Genomic DNA, 16,343 nt, shown 5'->3' on the forward strand with positions numbered 1-16,343 from the left:
GCCGCAGGCAGTGCAAATATGCAATCAGCAAGATATTAAAAAGCCTTGAAAAAAGGGACCATAAGGTCCCTTTTTGTCGCACCCGTCACAAATTGACCCTACAAGGTCACAAATATGTACCTGCTTGAAGCTCACCCCGCCGCTGGAGGGGAGATATCACGCAGCGATCCCGCTGTGGCGCAGCAGGGCATCCACCTTGGGCTCGCGGCCACGGAAGGCACGGAACAGCTCCATTGGCTCTTTCGAGCCGCCCTTCTCCAGAATGTGCTTCAGGAAGGATTGGCCGGTGACCGGATTGAAAATCCCCTCCTCCTCGAAGCGGGAGAAGGCGTCAGCAGAGAGCACTTCAGCCCACTTGTAGCTGTAGTAACCCGCCGCATAGCCACCTGCAAAAATGTGGGAGAAGCTGTGCTGGAAGCGGTTGAACTCGGGTGGCGTCATCACGGCCACCTGACTGCGCACTTCGGCCAGCAGGCTCGGGATCTGATCCGGGTTGGCCGGGTCAAATGTCTGATGCAACCGGAAGTCAAACAGAGAAAACTCCAGCTGGCGCAGCATCTGCATCGCCGCCTGGAAGTTGCGGGCCGTCAGCATCTTCTCCAGCAGATCGGCAGGCAGCGGCTCGCCGGTCTCATGATGGCCAGAGATGAAGGCCAGCGCCTCGGACTCCCAGCACCAGTTTTCGAGGAACTGGCTCGGCAGCTCCACCGCATCCCAGGCCACGCCATTGATACCGGCGACACCGGCCACGTCGATGCGGGTCAGCATATGGTGAATACCGTGACCGAACTCGTGGAACAGGGTGACCACTTCGTTGTGGGTAAACAGTGCCGGTTTGCCATCCACCGGGCCGTTGAAGTTGCAGGTCAGGTAGGCCACCGGCTTTTGCAGCGAGCCATCCTGACGGTAGCGACGACCCAGGCAGACATCCATCCAGGCACCGCCCTGCTTGTGTTCGCGGGCGTAAAGATCGAGGTAGAAGCTGCCACGCAGCTCGTCTTCGGCATCGAAGATGTCGTAGAAGCGCACGTCCGGGTGCCAGGTATCGATGCCGAGGCGCTCGCGCACCTTCATGCCAAACACCCGCTTCACCACTTCAAACAGCCCCTTCACCACCTTGCTGGCGGGGAAGTAGGGGCGCAGTTGCTCGTCGGAGATGGAGAATTTGTGCTGCTTGAGCTTCTCGGCGTAATAAGCGAGATCCCAGGCGGCCAGCTCGCCCTGACCATGTTGCTCGGTGGCGAAGGCGCGGATCTCCTCCAGCTCGGCTTTGCCTTGCGGTAGGGATTTGGCCGCCAGATCGGTGAGGAAGCTCACCACCTGTTCGGTCTTGTCCGCCATCTTGGTCGCCAGCGACAGCTCGGCATAGTTGGCAAAACCAAGCAACTGGGCCAATTCGCGGCGCAAGGTGAGCAGCTCGCTCATGATGGCGGAGTTATCCCACTTGCCCGCATTGGGGCCCTGATCCGAGGCGCGAGTGGTGAAGGCCTGATACATCTCGGCACGCAGTTCGCGGTTGTCCGAATACATCATCACCGGCAGATAGGAAGGGATATCCAGGGTGAACAGCCACCCCTCCTTGCCCTTGAGCTCGGCCATCTGACGGGCAGCGGCCCGCACGCTGTCGGGCAGACCGGCCAGTTCGGCTTCCTCGGTCACCGGCTTGTGCCAGCCCTGGGTGGCATCCAGCACATTGTTGCTGAAGCGGGAGGCCAGCTCGGAGAGGCGGGCCTGAATTTCGCCGTAACGCTGCTGCACCTCGGCAGGCAGACCGATACCGGAGAGGCGGAAGTCGCGCAGGGTATTGAGGATTTCCTTGCGCTGGGCACCGCTCAGCAGCGGGAAGTCATCGCTTTGGGAGAGGCCAAGATAGGCTTGATAGAGCCCTTCATGCTGGCCGACATAAGTCTGGAACTCAGAGAGCAGCGGCAGGCAGGCATCATGTGCCACTCGTAGCGCTTCGCTGTTAAGGACGGAATTAAGGTGGCTGACCGGTGACCAGATCCGAGCCAGACGGTCATTGACCTCTTCCAGCGGGGCAATCAGGCTATCCCAGGTGTGGGTTTCATTCTGGGCCAGCACATCGCTGATCTTCTGCTTGCAGTCAGCGATCGCCTGCACCACGGCAGGTTGCACCTGCTCTGGCTGGATCTGGCTGAAAGGGGGCAGTGCATCCATTGTCAGCAAAGGGTTATTCATCCCGGTTACCTCTTGTTAGGTCTTGAACAGACCGCTTTATCAGCTCTGTATGGTTTTCTAACATGTGGGCAACCCATGCAATAATCAAGCTGGAATCACACTCCAGCCCCCTTTTTGCCATCCGTCTCACAACCGGAGTGCCGCGAGCCAGCCGGGGGCCACCTCGCGTCAGCTAATGACACAGCCCGCAGCCCTTGTTCCCCATCATTCCCGCGCTCCTGCTAGGCATGCCACCGGTGGTGATCATCAGGATAAATCCCTCACCAGCCCTGTGGTTATCAGGCTTTCCCGCTCTTCGAACATCCTGTTATTTAAGCAACGCCCCTCTGGAACACCTTGAATTATTAACTTTTTCCAAAATGTGACATACAGGAGAGCGCGTTGATTAATTTATCTTCCCCCTCCTACCATATGCGGCTAATTTAGGGGGCCACTTGATTGTCTGTACCACACAGAGGTCGGGTGAAAAAGGCAAAGTGGTTCGAAAGGCCACCACGCAAAGCCACCGGTCTAAGGGATTTTCCTATGACAGCGGAGCTGCCCCCGAAGCCCATCCCCTGATGGGCCTCCTTTTGCAACGTACGGAGCAACAATGAACAAGTTCAAACTCTCCCTGCTGGGCTGCCTGATCGGCGCTACCAGCCCCATGCTGCACGCCGCCAGCGCAGGCCAGAACATGGTCAACCCGCAATCTGGTGTGGTGGTCGGCTACTGGCACAACTGGTGCGGCGGCGCTGGCTACAAGGGTGGCGTCGCCCCCTGCGTCAAGCTGGATCAGGTCAACCCGCAATACAATGTGGTCGATGTCTCCTTCATGAAGGTTTATGGCGGCAACCCGATCCCGACCTTCAAGCTGGATACCGGCACCGGTATGAATGAAAGCCAGTTCATCGAACAGATCGCTGAGCTGAACCGTCAGGGCCGTGCCGTACTGCTGGCACTGGGTGGCGCCGATGCCCACATCGAGCTGCGCACCGGTCAGGAGCAAGCCTTCGCCGATGAAATCATTCGTCTGGTGGAGACCTATGGTTTTGACGGTCTGGACATCGATCTGGAGCAAACCGCAGTCACCGCTGCCAACAACCAGACCGTGATCCCGGCCGCCCTGCGCATCGTCAAAGATCACTATCGTGCTCAGGGGAAAAACTTCCTTATCACCATGGCACCCGAGTTCCCCTACCTGACCGCCAACGGCCTCTACACCCCCTATCTGCGGGCGCTGGAAGGTTACTATGACTGGATCAACCCCCAGTTCTACAACCAGGGTGGCGACGGTATCTGGATCGACGGCTTCGGCTGGATTGCCCAGAACAACGATGCCCTGAAAGAAGAGTTCATCTACTACATGGCGGACTCGCTGATCAACGGCACCCGTGGCTACTACAAGATCCCCCACGACAAGCTGGTATTCGGCATCCCGACCAACATCGACGCCGCCGCCACCGGCTACGTCACCAATCCGCAAGATCTGTTCGATGCCTTCAACAAGCTGAAGAACCAGGGCCAGCCCCTGCGCGGCTTGATGACCTGGTCCATCAACTGGGACATGGGTCGTAACGCCGCCGGTCAGGCCTACAACGAATCCTTCATCAAGAGCTACGGCCCCTTCATCCACGAGCAGGAGATCACTCCGCCGATCGACAACGGCAAGCCGGTGTTCAGCGGCGTGAGCGATACCCGCATCAAGCAGGGCACCGCCTTTGATCCCATGGCCGGTGTCACCGCCAACGACAAGGAAGATGGCGACCTGACTGGCCAGATCCTGGTGGAAGGTTCGGTAGACAACCAGCGCATCGGTCTCTACCCCCTCACCTACAAGGTGAGCGATCGTGACAACAACGTCACCGAACAGCTGCGTAGCGTCGAAGTCTATAGCATGAAGCCGGTATTCAGCGGCGTCACCGACACCACGCTGGAGCTGGGTACCTCCTTCGATCCGATGACTGGTGTCAGTGCGAATGATGAAGAAGATGGTGACCTGACTGCCCAGATCAAGGTCAGCGGCAGCGTCGACAGCAACAAGGTCGGTCGCTACACCCTCACCTATCAGGTGACCGACAGTGCCGGTCAGCTGGTGACCCAGCAGCGCAACGTGACCGTCAAGGAGCAGGGCGCTATCTGTGAAAACAGCTGGGATGCCAAGAAGGTCTACGTGGGCGGCGACATCGTCAGCCACAACGGCAAGAACTGGCTGGCTGGCTGGTGGACCCAGAACGAAGAGCCGGGTACCACAGGTGACTGGGGTGTCTGGAAAGCGCAGGGTGACAGCGACTGTGACGGTGGCAACAAGCCGCCGGTGATCGACAGCAGCGACTTCACCGTCGGCGCCATGGCCAGCGAGTACACCATAGTCAACGGTCAGGTCAGCATCCGTTTCAACGTGACCACCGCCAACCCGGTGCAGATCACTGCGACCCTGGAGCAGAACGGCCGTAGCCACGGCACAACCAGCAGCAAGGTGAATGGCACCAGCGCCCTGGTACTGCAAGGCAGCAACGTCACTGACGGCAGCTATGAAGTGGTCATCAGCGGTCTGGCTGACGGCCAGAAGCCGGTAGTACAGCGCTTCCCGGTCACCCTGGCTGAAGAGAGCGACAACGGCGGCAACGATGGCGACTACCCGGCCTATGCCCCCAACACCAGCTATCAGGCCGGTGATCGGGTCAGCAACGCCGGTGGCAACTTCGAGTGCAAACCCTGGCCGTACAGCGGCTGGTGTGGTGGCTCTACCAGCCACTATGCACCGGGTACCGGCTCTGCCTGGAGCGACGCCTGGACCAAGCTGTAATCAACAGGTCATAACCAAGAGGGAGCCGCTGGCTCCCTCAGCCACTCGCATCAACCGCGATTGGCACCGCCCGGAGTGATGTCCGGGCTACATTCATAACGAAAGAGGGGAGCCATCGGCTCCCCTCTTTTTTATCCGTCTTTATCCGTCACGTCTGCTTAACGGGCATCTTCCTTCAGCCACTGCGCCACGCGCTTGGCGAAGTAGGTGAGGATGCCGTCAGCCCCGGCCCGCTTGAAGCAGAGCAGAGACTCCATGATGCACTCCTTCTCTTTCAGCCAGCCGTTCTGGATCGCCGCCATGTGCATGGCGTACTCGCCACTCACCTGATAGGCGAAGGTCGGCACGCCGAACTGATCCTTCACCTGACGGATCACGTCCAGATAGGGCATGCCCGGCTTGACCATCACGCTGTCAGCCCCTTCCTGAATATCCAGCGCCACTTCGTGCAGGGCTTCGTTGCTGTTGGCCGGATCCATCTGGTAGGTGGCCTTGTTGCTCTTGCCGAGGTTGCCGGCAGAGCCGACCGCATCGCGGAACGGGCCGTAGTAGCAGGAGGCGTACTTGGCGGAGTAGGCCATGATCTGGGTGTTGATGAAGCCGTTCTCTTCCAGCGCGGCGCGGATGGCACCGATGCGGCCATCCATCATGTCGGACGGCGCTACTATATCGACCCCGGCCTCGGCGTGGGAGAGCGCCTGCTTGATCAGGATCTCGGTGGTGATGTCGTTCAGCACATAACCTTCGTCATCGATGATGCCATCCTGACCGTGGGTGGTGAACGGATCGAGCGCCACGTCGGTGATCACCCCCAGCTCCGGGAAGCGGGCCTTGAGGGCGCGTACGGTGCGCTGGGCCAGCCCGTTCGGGCTGTAGGCCTCTTCCGCCAGCAGGCTCTTGCTCTCCAGCGGCGTCACCGGGAACAGGGCGATGGCTGGTACGCCCAGCTCTACCAGTTCGGCGGCCTCTTCCAGCAGCAGGTCGATGGAGAGGCGATCCACCCCCGGCATGGAGGGAACAGCTTCCCGACGGTTCTCCCCCTCCAGCACGAACACCGGATAGATGAGATCGTTGACGGTCAGTACGTTTTCGCGCACCAGACGACGGCTGAAATCATGTTTGCGCACTCGGCGCAGGCGGCGGCCCGGAAAGGCGCCCGGAAGAGTTGTAGCCATGAATCACTCCTGGAGAGGAAGTTGGAAGAACGCGGCGGAGGTGGCCCGGGTGTGGGCCAGCAAGGCCTCGGGCGCTTCACCACGACAGGCCGCCACCACCTGGGCGATGTGCGGCAAAAAAGCGGGTTCGTTGCGTTTCGGGCGGGGTTTGAGATCCCGCGGCACCAGATAGGGGGCGTCGGTCTCGATCATCAGCCGACCAGCCGGAATGCGGGCCACCTGCTCACGCAGCAGCTGACCGCGTCGCTCGTCGCAAAGCCAGCCGGTCACCCCGATATGCAACCCCAGCGCCAGACACTCGTCCAGCTCCTCGTCGGAGCCAGTGAAGCAGTGCAGCACGGCCCCCGGCAGCCTGGGCAACCAGGGACGGAGGATCTCGATGAAACGGGCGTGCGCATCACGACAATGCAGAAACACCGGCATCCCGAGCTCGGCCGCCAGCGCCAGCTGGGCGTCGAACACCGCATCCTGCACCGGACGGGGGGAGAAATCGCGGTTGTAGTCGAGGCCACACTCGCCGATAGCCACCACCTGCGGCAGCGCCGCCAGCTCGCGCAAGGCGGGCAGGGTCGCCTCATCGACGCTCGATGCATCATGGGGATGTACCCCGGCGGTGGAGAAGCAGTAGCCCGACCAGCGAGCGGCCAACTCGGCGCTGTCGCGGCTGCCAGCCAGATCGGTACCGGTGAGGATCAGGGCCTCTACCCCGGCGGCGCGGGCACGGGCCACCAGTTCAGGCTGCTCACCGGCGAACTGGCTGCTGGTCAGGTTTAAACCGATATCGATCATGGGATGAGACGTTCCGAACAAAAGGAATACATATCAGGTATTTGAAAACCATCTACTCGATGGGCCAACACCATACGCCTCGAACGGGAGCATGAAAAGAGGAAGGGAGCCTCAGCTCCCCTCGTTCTGCTATTCCTGCGGACTTCGTCATCCTCTCGCCGTCCGGCAAATAGGTGACGAACAGAGCCTCAGCTCTCCACATCCGGTTGTTCCTGTTGCTCTTCATCCTCTTTCTTCACATAGAAGCGGGCGAAGAACAGACCTACCTCCCACAGCGCCCACATCGGGATGGCGAGCAGGGTCTGGGAGAAGACATCAGGCGGCGTCAGCAGCATGCCGACCACAAACACCCCGACGATGACGTAGGGGCGCTTCTCCTTCAGGTTTTGCGGCGTGGTCACGCCGGTCCAGCACAGCAGTATGGTGGCCACCGGAATTTCGAACGCCACCCCGAACGCGAAGAACAAGGTCAGTACGAAGTCCAGATAGCTGGCGATGTCGGTCGCCACCGTCACTCCGACCGGGGCGGTACTGGTGAAGAAACCGAACACCAGCGGGAACACCACGTAGTAGGCAAACGCCATCCCTGCATAGAACAGCAGGGCGGTCGAGACCACCAACGGCATAATCAAACGCCGCTCATGCTGGTACAGGCCGGGAGCTATAAAGGCCCAGGCCTGATAGAGCAGATAGGGGATCGCCACGAAGAAGGAGACCACCAGAGTCAGCTTGATCGGCGTCAGGAAGGGGGTCGCCACATCCGTCGCGATCATGCTGGTCCCTTCCGGCAGCTGGCTGAGCAGCGGCTGGGCCACGAAGTCGTAGATGTTGTTGGAGAAGTAGATCAGTGCGATAAACACGATCAGGATGGCGGAGATGGATCGCAGCAAGCGGGTTCTCAGCTCAACCAGATGACTGATCAGGGGTTGTTCGGCCTGACTCATGGCTTCACCTCCCCTTTCACTGCTGATTCGCCGACTGGCACAAGTTCGCTCTCCCGCTGGCTGTTGACCGGCGGTACGTCGCGGCTCAACTGCACCGCAGGCTCCACCGGTGTGGCAGGTTCAACCTGGGCGACCGGCTCGGCGCGTGGCGGACGGATCTCGTTCTCCACCTGATAGGGGCGATTGACCGACTGGGCCGCCGCCTTGAGCTGTTCGATAGACTCCTGCAGCTCGGGACTCAAGTTGCTCATCTGCAGCTGTTCCGCCTTCTTCAGATCGTTGTGCAGCTCTTGCAACTTGAGCTCCTGTTCCAGCTCGGACTTGACCGAATTCGCAGTCGAACGAATGAGGCGGATCCAGTGGGTAGCCGTGCGGATGGCAACTGGCAGCCGTTCGGGCCCCAGCACCACCAACGCCACCACACCGATGACGACCAGCTCCCAAAAACCGATATCAAACATGGCTTAGGCCTGATCTTTGTCTTTCTGCTTGGCAGCATCGCCACTCTGACTAGCCGCTTCGTTCAGCTGTTTCGGGGGAAACTCGGCATCTTTCTGCTCGGCCTTGGCATCGGCCGGATCGTCGGAGAGTGCTTTCTTGAACCCTTTGACCGCGGCCCCCAGATCACCGCCAATCCCGCGCAGTTTCTTGGTACCGAACAGCAGCACGACGATGACTGCGATGATCAACAATTGCCAAATACTGATACCACCCATGACTTTCTCTCCAGAGCAGGCGCCTGATGGCGCGGTTTTTGTTTAATTGGAACGGGTTCGCAACCAGCCAACCAGCCAGCAGAGGGCTGCTCCGGCGAGACTGATTTGTCCCCACTCAATATGTTGTTTTTGGGTCAGCAAGAATACACCCGCCAATAGCAGGCTGGCTCCAACCCCTAAGAGGTAGCGGGCCTGCCCTTGCCGACGGCTGTGACGGCGGAATTCGTCAAACATCTGGTCGAAATGACGCTGTTGATGACGGGTCTGGCGCAGGGTCTCATAGACCAGCTCAGGCAATTCAGGCAGCTTCTCCGCCCAGAATGGCGCCTTCTCCTTGATGGCGTTCCACACCGCTTTCGGCCCGACCTGCTCGTGCATCCAGTTTTCCAGATAGGGCTTGGCGGTCTGCCACAAATCGAGCTGCGGGTAGAGCTGACGCCCCAACCCTTCCACATAGAGCAATGTCTTCTGCAACAGCACCAGCTGCGGCTGCACCGTCATATGGAAGCGGCGAGCGGTGTTGAACAGGTTGAGCAGCACGTGGCCGAACGAAATTTCGGACAGTGGCTTCTCGAAGATAGGCTCCAGCACGGTGCGGATGGCGAACTCGAACTCGTCCACCTTGGTGTCTGCCGGTACCCAGCCCGACTCCACATGCAGCTCCGCCACCCGGCGATAGTCGCGGTTGAAGAAGGCGAGGAAGTTCTCCGCCAGATAGCGTTTGTCTTCCCGATTGAGGGTGCCGACGATACCGCAGTCGATACCGATCCAGAGCGGGTTTTCCGGGTGCTCGTAGGAGACGAAAATGTTACCGGGGTGCATGTCGGCGTGAAAGAAGCTGTCGCGGAACACCTGGGTGAAGAAGACCTCCACCCCGCGCTCGGCCAGCAGCTTCATATTGGTGCCGTTGGCTTCCAGCGCCTCAATATCGGAGACCGGAATGCCATAGATGCGCTCCATCACCAGCACCTGCTCGCGGCAGAGATCGGTTATGATTTCAGGCACATAGAGCGCCTCGGAGCCGGTGAAGTTGCGCCGCAGCTGGATAGCGTTGGCCGCTTCGCGCATCAGGTTGAGCTCGTCGAGGATGGTCTTGCGATACTCCTCCACCACCTCGATGGGGCGCAGCCGCGCGCTCTGGGGCGCGAAACGGGCCACCAGACGGGCCAGCGCCTGCATCAGCCGCAGGTCGGCCTCGATGACCGGCTCGATGTCGGGACGGATCACCTTGATAACAATCTCGCGGCCACTCTCCTTCAGACGGGCGGTATGCACCTGGGCGATGGAGGCCGACGCCAGTGGCGTCTCGTCGAAGTCGTCAAACAGGGTCTCGATGGGGCAACCCAGGCTCAGCTCGATCTGCTGGCGCGCCGCCTGACCACAGAAGGGGGGCACCCTGTCCTGCAGCAGGGCCAGTTCTTCGGCGATATCCGGCGGCAACAGGTCGCGGCGGGTCGAGAGCATCTGGCCAAACTTGATGAAGATGGGGCCAAGGGCCTCGAAGGCGAGACGGATGCGGGCACCACGGCTGAGTTCCGGTTGCTTGTTCTTGAGCCAGAACAGGGAGCGACGGGCCAGACGACCCGGCCAGGGTTGATAGCGGGCGGGCACCAGTTCGTCGATGCCCTGCTCCAGCAGGATGGTGATGATGCGATAGAGGCGTTTGAACTCCTTCGGGGTCATCAGGTCACCTGCTGTTCGAAGCGGGCCAGCCGCAGTTCAACGGCCTTGAGCTGCTGGGCCAGCACCTCGACGTCATCGTTAAAACTCGCCACTTCCAGCGGGCCGGGTGCGAGGCGGGCCTCTTCGGTCAGATATTCCGCCAGCTGGCTGCGGGTGCGACACAGCTCGCGGCCGACCAGACGGCGCGCCTGACGGGCACCACTGAACAGGGTGTGGGCCAGCACGTCACCGGTATAGCGCGACAACTCCTCCTCCCAGTCGATATCCAGCTCGCCCAACAGCACGCTGAATGCCTGTACCAGCTGGGGATCGCCGCTCAGATCCAGCTTCTCCTCGCGGATATAGCGGGTCAGGGCGGACGGGTCTTTCAGCAGACCGAGGGCGGTCAGCGACAGACTGAGCACCGCATCGGCCTCCCCTTCATGCTGGGCCAGCACATCCAGTCGACGCTCGGAGAAGACAAACCAGAGCGGCTTGAGTTCACGCAGCTCCAGCTTGAGCACCTTGCCCACCAGTTTGCGCAGCCGCTCCGGGCTCTGTTTGTCCAGCGCCAGCAACTGGTTGAGGCTGGTTTCGATCACCGCGGTGACCATGGCATCCATCGGCATAGGCAACCTTAAAACTTGTAACCGCGGTGCAGGGCGACCACACCCTGAGTCAGGTTGTAGAACTCCACCTGCTCGAACCCGACATTTTCCATCATGCCCGCCAGGGTCTGCTGATCCGGGTGCATACGGATGGATTCCGCCAGATACTTGTAGCTTTCACCGTCGTTAGCCACCAGTTCGCCCATTTTAGGCAGCAGTTTGAAGGAGTAGAGGTCGTAGAGCTTGGCGATCACTTCGCTGACCGGCTTGGAGAACTCCAGCACCAGCAGACGGCCACCCGGCTTGAGCACCCGGAACATGGAGGCGAGCGCCTTGTCCTTGTCGGTGACGTTGCGCAGGCCGAAGCCGATGGTGATGACGTCGAAGTGGTTATCTGGGAAGGGGAGCGCCTCGGCGTTGGCCTGCACGTAGGAGACGTTGTTGGCGACCCCCAGATTGCGCAGCTTGTCGCGACCCACTTTCAGCATGGAGTCGTTGATATCCGCCAGCACCACCTGACCGGTCTCGCCGACGATGCGGGAGAACTTGGCGGTCAAGTCACCGGTGCCACCGGCCAGATCCAGCACCTTCTGGCCCTTGCGCACACCGGAGCAGTCGATGGTGAAGCGCTTCCACAGGCGGTGGATGCCGAACGACATCAGATCGTTCATCAGATCATACTTGGCTGCCACCGAATGGAAGACACCAGCTACCAGAGTTTCCTTCTCGGTCGCGGCCACGGTTGTAAAGCCAAAATGCGTTGTCGTTGCTTGTTCTGACATCCCTTAAACACCCATAGAGCAAAGAATGGCCGCCAGTTTACCAGAGCCAAAGGCGTGCGGACACCTTAAACCCGGCTCGCAACCAACTGCATGCCCAGCACCACCATGGCCAGACAGAGGAAGAGATTGAGCGCAATGTTGAGCAGTGCTTTCAGATAAGCTCCGTGTTGAGCCAGCACCACCGTATCGAGGGCAAAGGAAGAGAAGGTGGTCAGGGCACCGAGGATCCCGACCATCAACAGGGGCTTCATCGGGTGCTCCACGATATGACCGTGGCTGATGAGGGCATAAGCTATCCCCATGATGAAAGAGCCCACCACATTGACCACCAGAGTCCCGTAAGGGAAGTGGCGGCCCAGCAGCAAAGCCATCAATTCGGCAATCCCAAAACGAAGGGAGGCACCAATAGCCCCCCCTGCTGCAACGTAGAACCAGGTTTGCATGTTGTCACTCCCTCAGGGTCAGGCCGCCATTATGTCGCAATGGCGGCCCTTGTGCCCAGAGGCGGAACTAATCGTCATCCAGCCTGATTGAAAACTCAGCGCCGGAAATCGATCGGCTCGGGATGACCCAGCACGATTTCGGTCTGGGCCGGACGGGTCTGGGCAATCACCTTGCCGTGACGGATTGAATAGCGCACCGGCACCTGACGACGCACCGCATCAAAACCGTTGTCGGCGGGCAGGATCAACAGGTTGGCCGGTTTGCCCACCTCGATGCCATAGCGATCCTGCACGTTCAAGGTGCGGGCGCTGTGGCTGCTGATCAGCTTCAGACCGTCGTTGATCTGCTCGTAACCCATGATCTGGCAGACATGGAGCCCCATGTGCAGCACCTGCAACATGTTGGCAGTACCCATGGGATACCAGGGATCGAACACGTCGTCGTGACCGAAGCAGACATTGATGTTGGCCTCCAGCATCTCCTTCACCCGGGTGATGCCGCGGCGCTTGGGATAGGTGTCGAAGCGCCCCTGCAGGTGAATGTTCACCAGCGGATTGGCCACGAAGTTAAGGTCCGCCATCTTGAGCAACCGGAACAAGCGCGAAGCATAAGCCCCGTTATAGGAGTGCATGGCGGTAGTGTGGCTGGCGGTGACTCTATGGCCAATACCGCGCTCGTAGGCCAGGGTTGCCAGCGTCTCGATAAAACGGGACTGCTCGTCATCGATTTCGTCGCAGTGCACATCCACCAGAACCTGATACTTCTCGGCAAGATCGAAGATGTAGTGCAGACTTTCGACCCCATATTCCCGGGTAAACTCGAAATGGGGGATCGCACCGATCACATCAGCCCCCAGCTTGAGCGCCTCCTCCAGCAATGCCTTGCCGTTGGGGTAGGAGAGGACCCCCTCCTGCGGGAAAGCGACAATTTGCAGCTCCACCCACTCCTTCATCTCCTCCCGCACTTCCAGCATCGCCTTCAGGGCCACCAGATTGGGGTCGGAGACATCGACGTGAGTGCGCACAAACTGGATGCCGTTGGCGATCTGCCACTTCAGCGTCTGGATGGCGCGCTGTTTAACATCTTCATGGGTCAGCAGCGCCTTGCGCTCGGCCCAGCGCTCGATCCCCTCGAACAGGGTGCCGGAGAGATTCCAGCTCGGCTCGCCCGCCGTCTGGGTGGTATCGAGGTGAATGTGGGGTTCGATAAAGGGAGCGATGGCCAGACCGCCCTCCCCGTCCAGCACCCGACCAGCCACGGCATGTTCGTCATGGGGCTCGATGGCGGTAATAACCCCATCCTGGCAGCGGATCTGCCACAACCCTTCCCGATCGGCAAAACGAATATGTTGAATCAGCATTTGCTAGCTTCCTGTACCAGAACCGGCCGCTGGGTGAGGCGAACCAGAATGAAATAAGTGAAGGCGGCACCCAATACCGCGTTGAGTGGCACTATGCCCGGCAGCCACTTGCCGACAGCCACCCCGACTGCCGTGGCGACCAGCGCCTGCCAGCGCACCGTCTCGAACTGTTGATCGGCAAACTGACGGTAACGCTCACGATTGAGCAGGAAATCCATGATGATAATGCCACCGATCGGCGGAATTGCCGTACTCAAAAAGGCCAGCCAGCCGACAAAGTTGTTGTAGAGCCAGAGGGCGCAAGCCGTGCCGATAAGGCCGTTGATCACACTGAGCGGCTTGCTCTTGAGACCGGTAATGTTGGCAAAACCAAGGCCGGAGGCGTAGAGGGCATTGTCGTTGGTGGTCCAGATATTGAGGCCCAGCACCAGAATGGCGGGGATCAGCAGCCCCTGCATCAGCATCACTTCCGAGATATCGGCCTGCCCGGTCACCGCCGCACCGGCTGCGCCGAAGACGAACATCAGAGTGTTGCCCAAAAAAAACGCCACCATGGTAATCATGACGGCGCCCCAGGGTTTGCGACCAAATCGAACAAAGTCGGCGGTCAGGGTTCCTGCACTGATAAAGGAACCGACCACCATGGTCAGCGCCGTGGTGAACTCGATGGGATTGGTCGGTTGCACCTGCTGCAGCGCCGCCATGCCACCGGTCGAGGTCACCGCCAGCCAGACCGAGTAGCCACCGAGCAGGGCGATAGCCGGTACAGCCACAAAGCTCAGCACCATCAGGGCGGAGATCCCGAAGTAGACGGTCACCGTCATCAGAATACCCGAAATGGCGATCAGCCAGTTCACATCAATGCCGGTCGCCTTCTGTACCGGCAGCGCAAACATCGCCACGCCGACGCCGAACCAGCCGATCTGAGTACCGCCGAGCAGCAGCGAAGGCAGCCAGGAACCTTTCACCCCAAAGGAGTAACGAGCCAGCAGATGGGTAGAGAGACCGGTTGAAGCACCGATATAACCGAGACAAGCAGTGTAGATCCCCAGCAACAAGTTGCCGAGCAATACCGCCATGATGAAGTCGTCAAACACCAGCCCAGTACCGAGCGCCCCGCCGGTCCACATGCTGGCAGAGAAGAAGGTCAGGCCAAGCATCACCAGCATCAACGACAGCACACCTTTGCGCCCTTTGGCGGGAACCGCCCCCAAACAGTATTCGTTATCCTGCGCCATGCTCTCTCTCCACGTAATAGGCAAAACGCGCCGGATTTTACATATAAAACGTTTTACATCAATCAAACCACGATGAATATCGCGAAATTAATGGGTTTTGTGGTCAAACGAGCCACAAAAATGGGGAGTAATGGAGAAGTATGAAACCCTGCGAAATGGCGATCAGCAGAGGATATGGTGACTTTTTACCGAGAGACAAATGCAAAAAAGCCTCCCTTTTCAGGGAGGCTTTTGCTTTCATGGTGCTGATACCCAGAGTCGAACTGGGGACCTCATCCTTACCAAGGATGCGCTCTACCAACTGAGCCATATCAGCACACTAACCGGTAAAGAACACACTGTGTGCGTTATCTAAATCTTCTGTCCAATACAACCTGACGTTGTATTGCGACCAACCACATCGCTGTAGTTGCTTAATTAAAGCCTGGCAGTGTCCTACTCTCGCATGGCGAATGCCACACTACCATCGGCGCTACCGCGTTTCACTTCTGAGTTCGGCATGGGATCAGGTGGTTCCACGGCGCTATGGCCGCCAGGCAAATTCTTAATCTAGAAAGCTGACGTGAGTAATGATGTCGCTCGTGGCTTCATCACTATCACTGAATTAGTTAGTAGTTCACTTGGTATTTGCTACAAGTCTCAGAACACTTCTTGGGTGTTGTATGGTTAAGCCTCACGGGTAATTAGTATGGGTTAGCTCAACACGTCGCCGCGCTTACACACCCCACCTATCAACGTTGTGGTCTCCAACGGCCCTTTAGGACCCTCAAGGGGTCAGGGATGACTCATCTCAGGGCTCGCTTCCCGCTTAGATGCTTTCAGCGGTTATCGATTCCGAACTTAGCTACCGGGCAGTGCCACTGGCGTGACAACCCGAACACCAGAGGTTCGTTCACTCCGGTCCTCTCGTACTAGGAGCAACTCCCTTCAATCATCCAACGCCCACGGCAGATAGGGACCGAACTGTCTCACGACGTTCTGAACCCAGCTCGCGTACCACTTTAAATGGCGAACAGCCATACCCTTGGGACCGACTTCAGCCCCAGGATGTGATGAGCCGACATCGAGGTGCCAAACACCGCCGTCGATATGAACTCTTGGGCGGTATCAGCCTGTTATCCCCGGAGTACCTTTTATCCGTTGAGCGATGGCCCTTCCATTCAGAACCACCGGATCACTATGACCTACTTTCGTACCTGCTCGACCTGTCCGTCTCGCAGTTAAGCTGGCTTATGCCATTGCACTAACCTCCTGATGTCCGACCAGGATTAGCCAACCTTCGTGCTCCTCCGTTACTCTTTGGGAGGAGACCGCCCCAGTCAAACTACCCACCAGGCACTGTCCGCGAGCCCGATTCAGGGCCCTGCGTTAGAACATCAAACATACAAGGGTGGTATTTCAAGGACGGCTCCACGACAACTAGCGTTATCGCTTCAAAGCCTCCCACCTATCCTACACATGTAGGTTCAATGTTCAGTGCCAAGCTGTAGTAAAGGTTCACGGGGTCTTTCCGTCTAGCCGCGGGTACACCGCATCTTCACGGCGAATTCGATTTCACTGAGTCTCGGGTGGAGACAGCATGGCCATGGTTACACCATTCGTGCAGGTCGGAACTTACCCGACAAGGAATTTCGCTAC

At 59.1% G+C, this 16,343-nt stretch carries 13 protein-coding genes, 1 tRNA gene, 2 rRNA genes and 1 riboswitch (1 of these 17 running past the window's edge); of the genes, 1 reads left to right on the plus strand and 15 read right to left on the minus strand.

All coding sequences use genetic code 11. The annotated features are described in order from the left end of the window. Positions 1-156 precede the first annotated feature (156 nt). Positions 157-2,199, minus strand: coding sequence for an oligopeptidase A (gene prlC / locus CK911_RS17000; RefSeq protein ID WP_098971432.1), 2,043 nt, complete (start codon positions 2,197-2,199; stop codon positions 157-159). Between the two features lie 460 nt (positions 2,200-2,659). Next, positions 2,660-2,744: riboswitch (cyclic di-GMP riboswitch) on the plus strand. 47 nt (positions 2,745-2,791) lie between these two features. Here prlC and CK911_RS21610 point away from each other — a divergent pair. Continuing rightward, positions 2,792-4,987: an immunoglobulin-like domain-containing protein gene (locus CK911_RS21610; RefSeq protein WP_098971435.1), complete on the plus strand. Its 2,196-nt coding sequence runs from the start codon at positions 2,792-2,794 to the stop codon at positions 4,985-4,987. A gap of 158 nt (positions 4,988-5,145) precedes the next feature. Here the strand turns inward: CK911_RS21610 and hemB are convergent, their stop codons facing one another. From hemB to CK911_RS17075, 14 genes are all read right to left on the minus strand, one after another. Then, positions 5,146-6,162: a porphobilinogen synthase gene (gene hemB / locus CK911_RS17010; RefSeq protein ID WP_098971437.1), complete on the minus strand. Its 1,017-nt coding sequence runs from the start codon at positions 6,160-6,162 to the stop codon at positions 5,146-5,148. Positions 6,163-6,165: 3 nt separating this feature from the next. Then, positions 6,166-6,951 carry a TatD family hydrolase gene (locus CK911_RS17015; protein ID WP_098971439.1) on the minus strand — a complete coding sequence of 262 codons (786 nt, stop codon included), beginning with the start codon at positions 6,949-6,951 and terminating at the stop codon, positions 6,166-6,168. Positions 6,952-7,139: 188 nt separating this feature from the next. Beyond that, positions 7,140-7,895, minus strand: a complete 756-nt coding sequence (gene tatC, locus CK911_RS17020; RefSeq protein WP_042021128.1) for a twin-arginine translocase subunit TatC — start codon at positions 7,893-7,895, stop codon at positions 7,140-7,142. Then, on the minus strand, positions 7,892-8,356 hold the full coding sequence (tatB, locus tag CK911_RS17025) for a Sec-independent protein translocase protein TatB (RefSeq protein ID WP_098971441.1): 465 nt from the start codon (positions 8,354-8,356) through the stop codon (positions 7,892-7,894). The genes tatC and tatB overlap by 4 nt, the downstream gene beginning before the upstream one ends. Before the next feature lie 3 nt (positions 8,357-8,359). Next, on the minus strand, positions 8,360-8,611 hold the full coding sequence (gene tatA, locus CK911_RS17030; protein ID WP_042021132.1) for a Sec-independent protein translocase subunit TatA: 252 nt from the start codon (positions 8,609-8,611) through the stop codon (positions 8,360-8,362). A gap of 42 nt (positions 8,612-8,653) precedes the next feature. Then, positions 8,654-10,294 (minus strand): ubiquinone biosynthesis regulatory protein kinase UbiB, encoded by a 1,641-nt coding sequence (gene ubiB, locus CK911_RS17035; RefSeq protein WP_098971443.1) that lies wholly within the window; start codon positions 10,292-10,294, stop codon positions 8,654-8,656. Next, positions 10,294-10,902 carry an SCP2 domain-containing protein gene (locus CK911_RS17040; protein ID WP_005339380.1) on the minus strand — a complete coding sequence of 203 codons (609 nt, stop codon included), beginning with the start codon at positions 10,900-10,902 and terminating at the stop codon, positions 10,294-10,296. The genes ubiB and CK911_RS17040 overlap by 1 nt, the downstream gene beginning before the upstream one ends. Before the next feature lie 8 nt (positions 10,903-10,910). Beyond that, the gene (gene ubiE, locus CK911_RS17045; protein ID WP_042021136.1) at positions 10,911-11,663 is read right to left on the minus strand and encodes a bifunctional demethylmenaquinone methyltransferase/2-methoxy-6-polyprenyl-1,4-benzoquinol methylase UbiE; all 753 of its coding nucleotides are present in this window, start codon (positions 11,661-11,663) and stop codon (positions 10,911-10,913) included. A 65-nt stretch (positions 11,664-11,728) separates the two neighbouring features. Next, on the minus strand, positions 11,729-12,106 hold the full coding sequence (gene crcB / locus CK911_RS17050; RefSeq protein ID WP_098971445.1) for a fluoride efflux transporter CrcB: 378 nt from the start codon (positions 12,104-12,106) through the stop codon (positions 11,729-11,731). Between the two features lie 95 nt (positions 12,107-12,201). Next, positions 12,202-13,467 (minus strand): cytosine deaminase, encoded by a 1,266-nt coding sequence (locus tag CK911_RS17055; protein WP_098971447.1) that lies wholly within the window; start codon positions 13,465-13,467, stop codon positions 12,202-12,204. Further along, on the minus strand, positions 13,461-14,705 hold the full coding sequence (gene codB / locus CK911_RS17060) for a cytosine permease (protein WP_098971449.1): 1,245 nt from the start codon (positions 14,703-14,705) through the stop codon (positions 13,461-13,463). Before codB ends, CK911_RS17055 begins: the two co-directional genes overlap by 7 nt. A gap of 240 nt (positions 14,706-14,945) precedes the next feature. Beyond that, positions 14,946-15,021: transfer RNA gene (locus CK911_RS17065), tRNA-Thr, on the minus strand. A gap of 106 nt (positions 15,022-15,127) precedes the next feature. Next, positions 15,128-15,242, minus strand: a 5S ribosomal RNA gene (gene rrf / locus CK911_RS17070). A 125-nt stretch (positions 15,243-15,367) separates the two neighbouring features. Next, positions 15,368-16,343 (minus strand): 23S ribosomal RNA (locus tag CK911_RS17075) (it continues 1,914 nt past the right edge of the window).

Origin of the sequence: Aeromonas sp. CU5, assembly GCF_002586745.1 — a bacterium.
In the GTDB taxonomy this organism is placed as follows: Bacteria; Pseudomonadota; Gammaproteobacteria; order Enterobacterales; family Aeromonadaceae; genus Aeromonas; species Aeromonas sobria.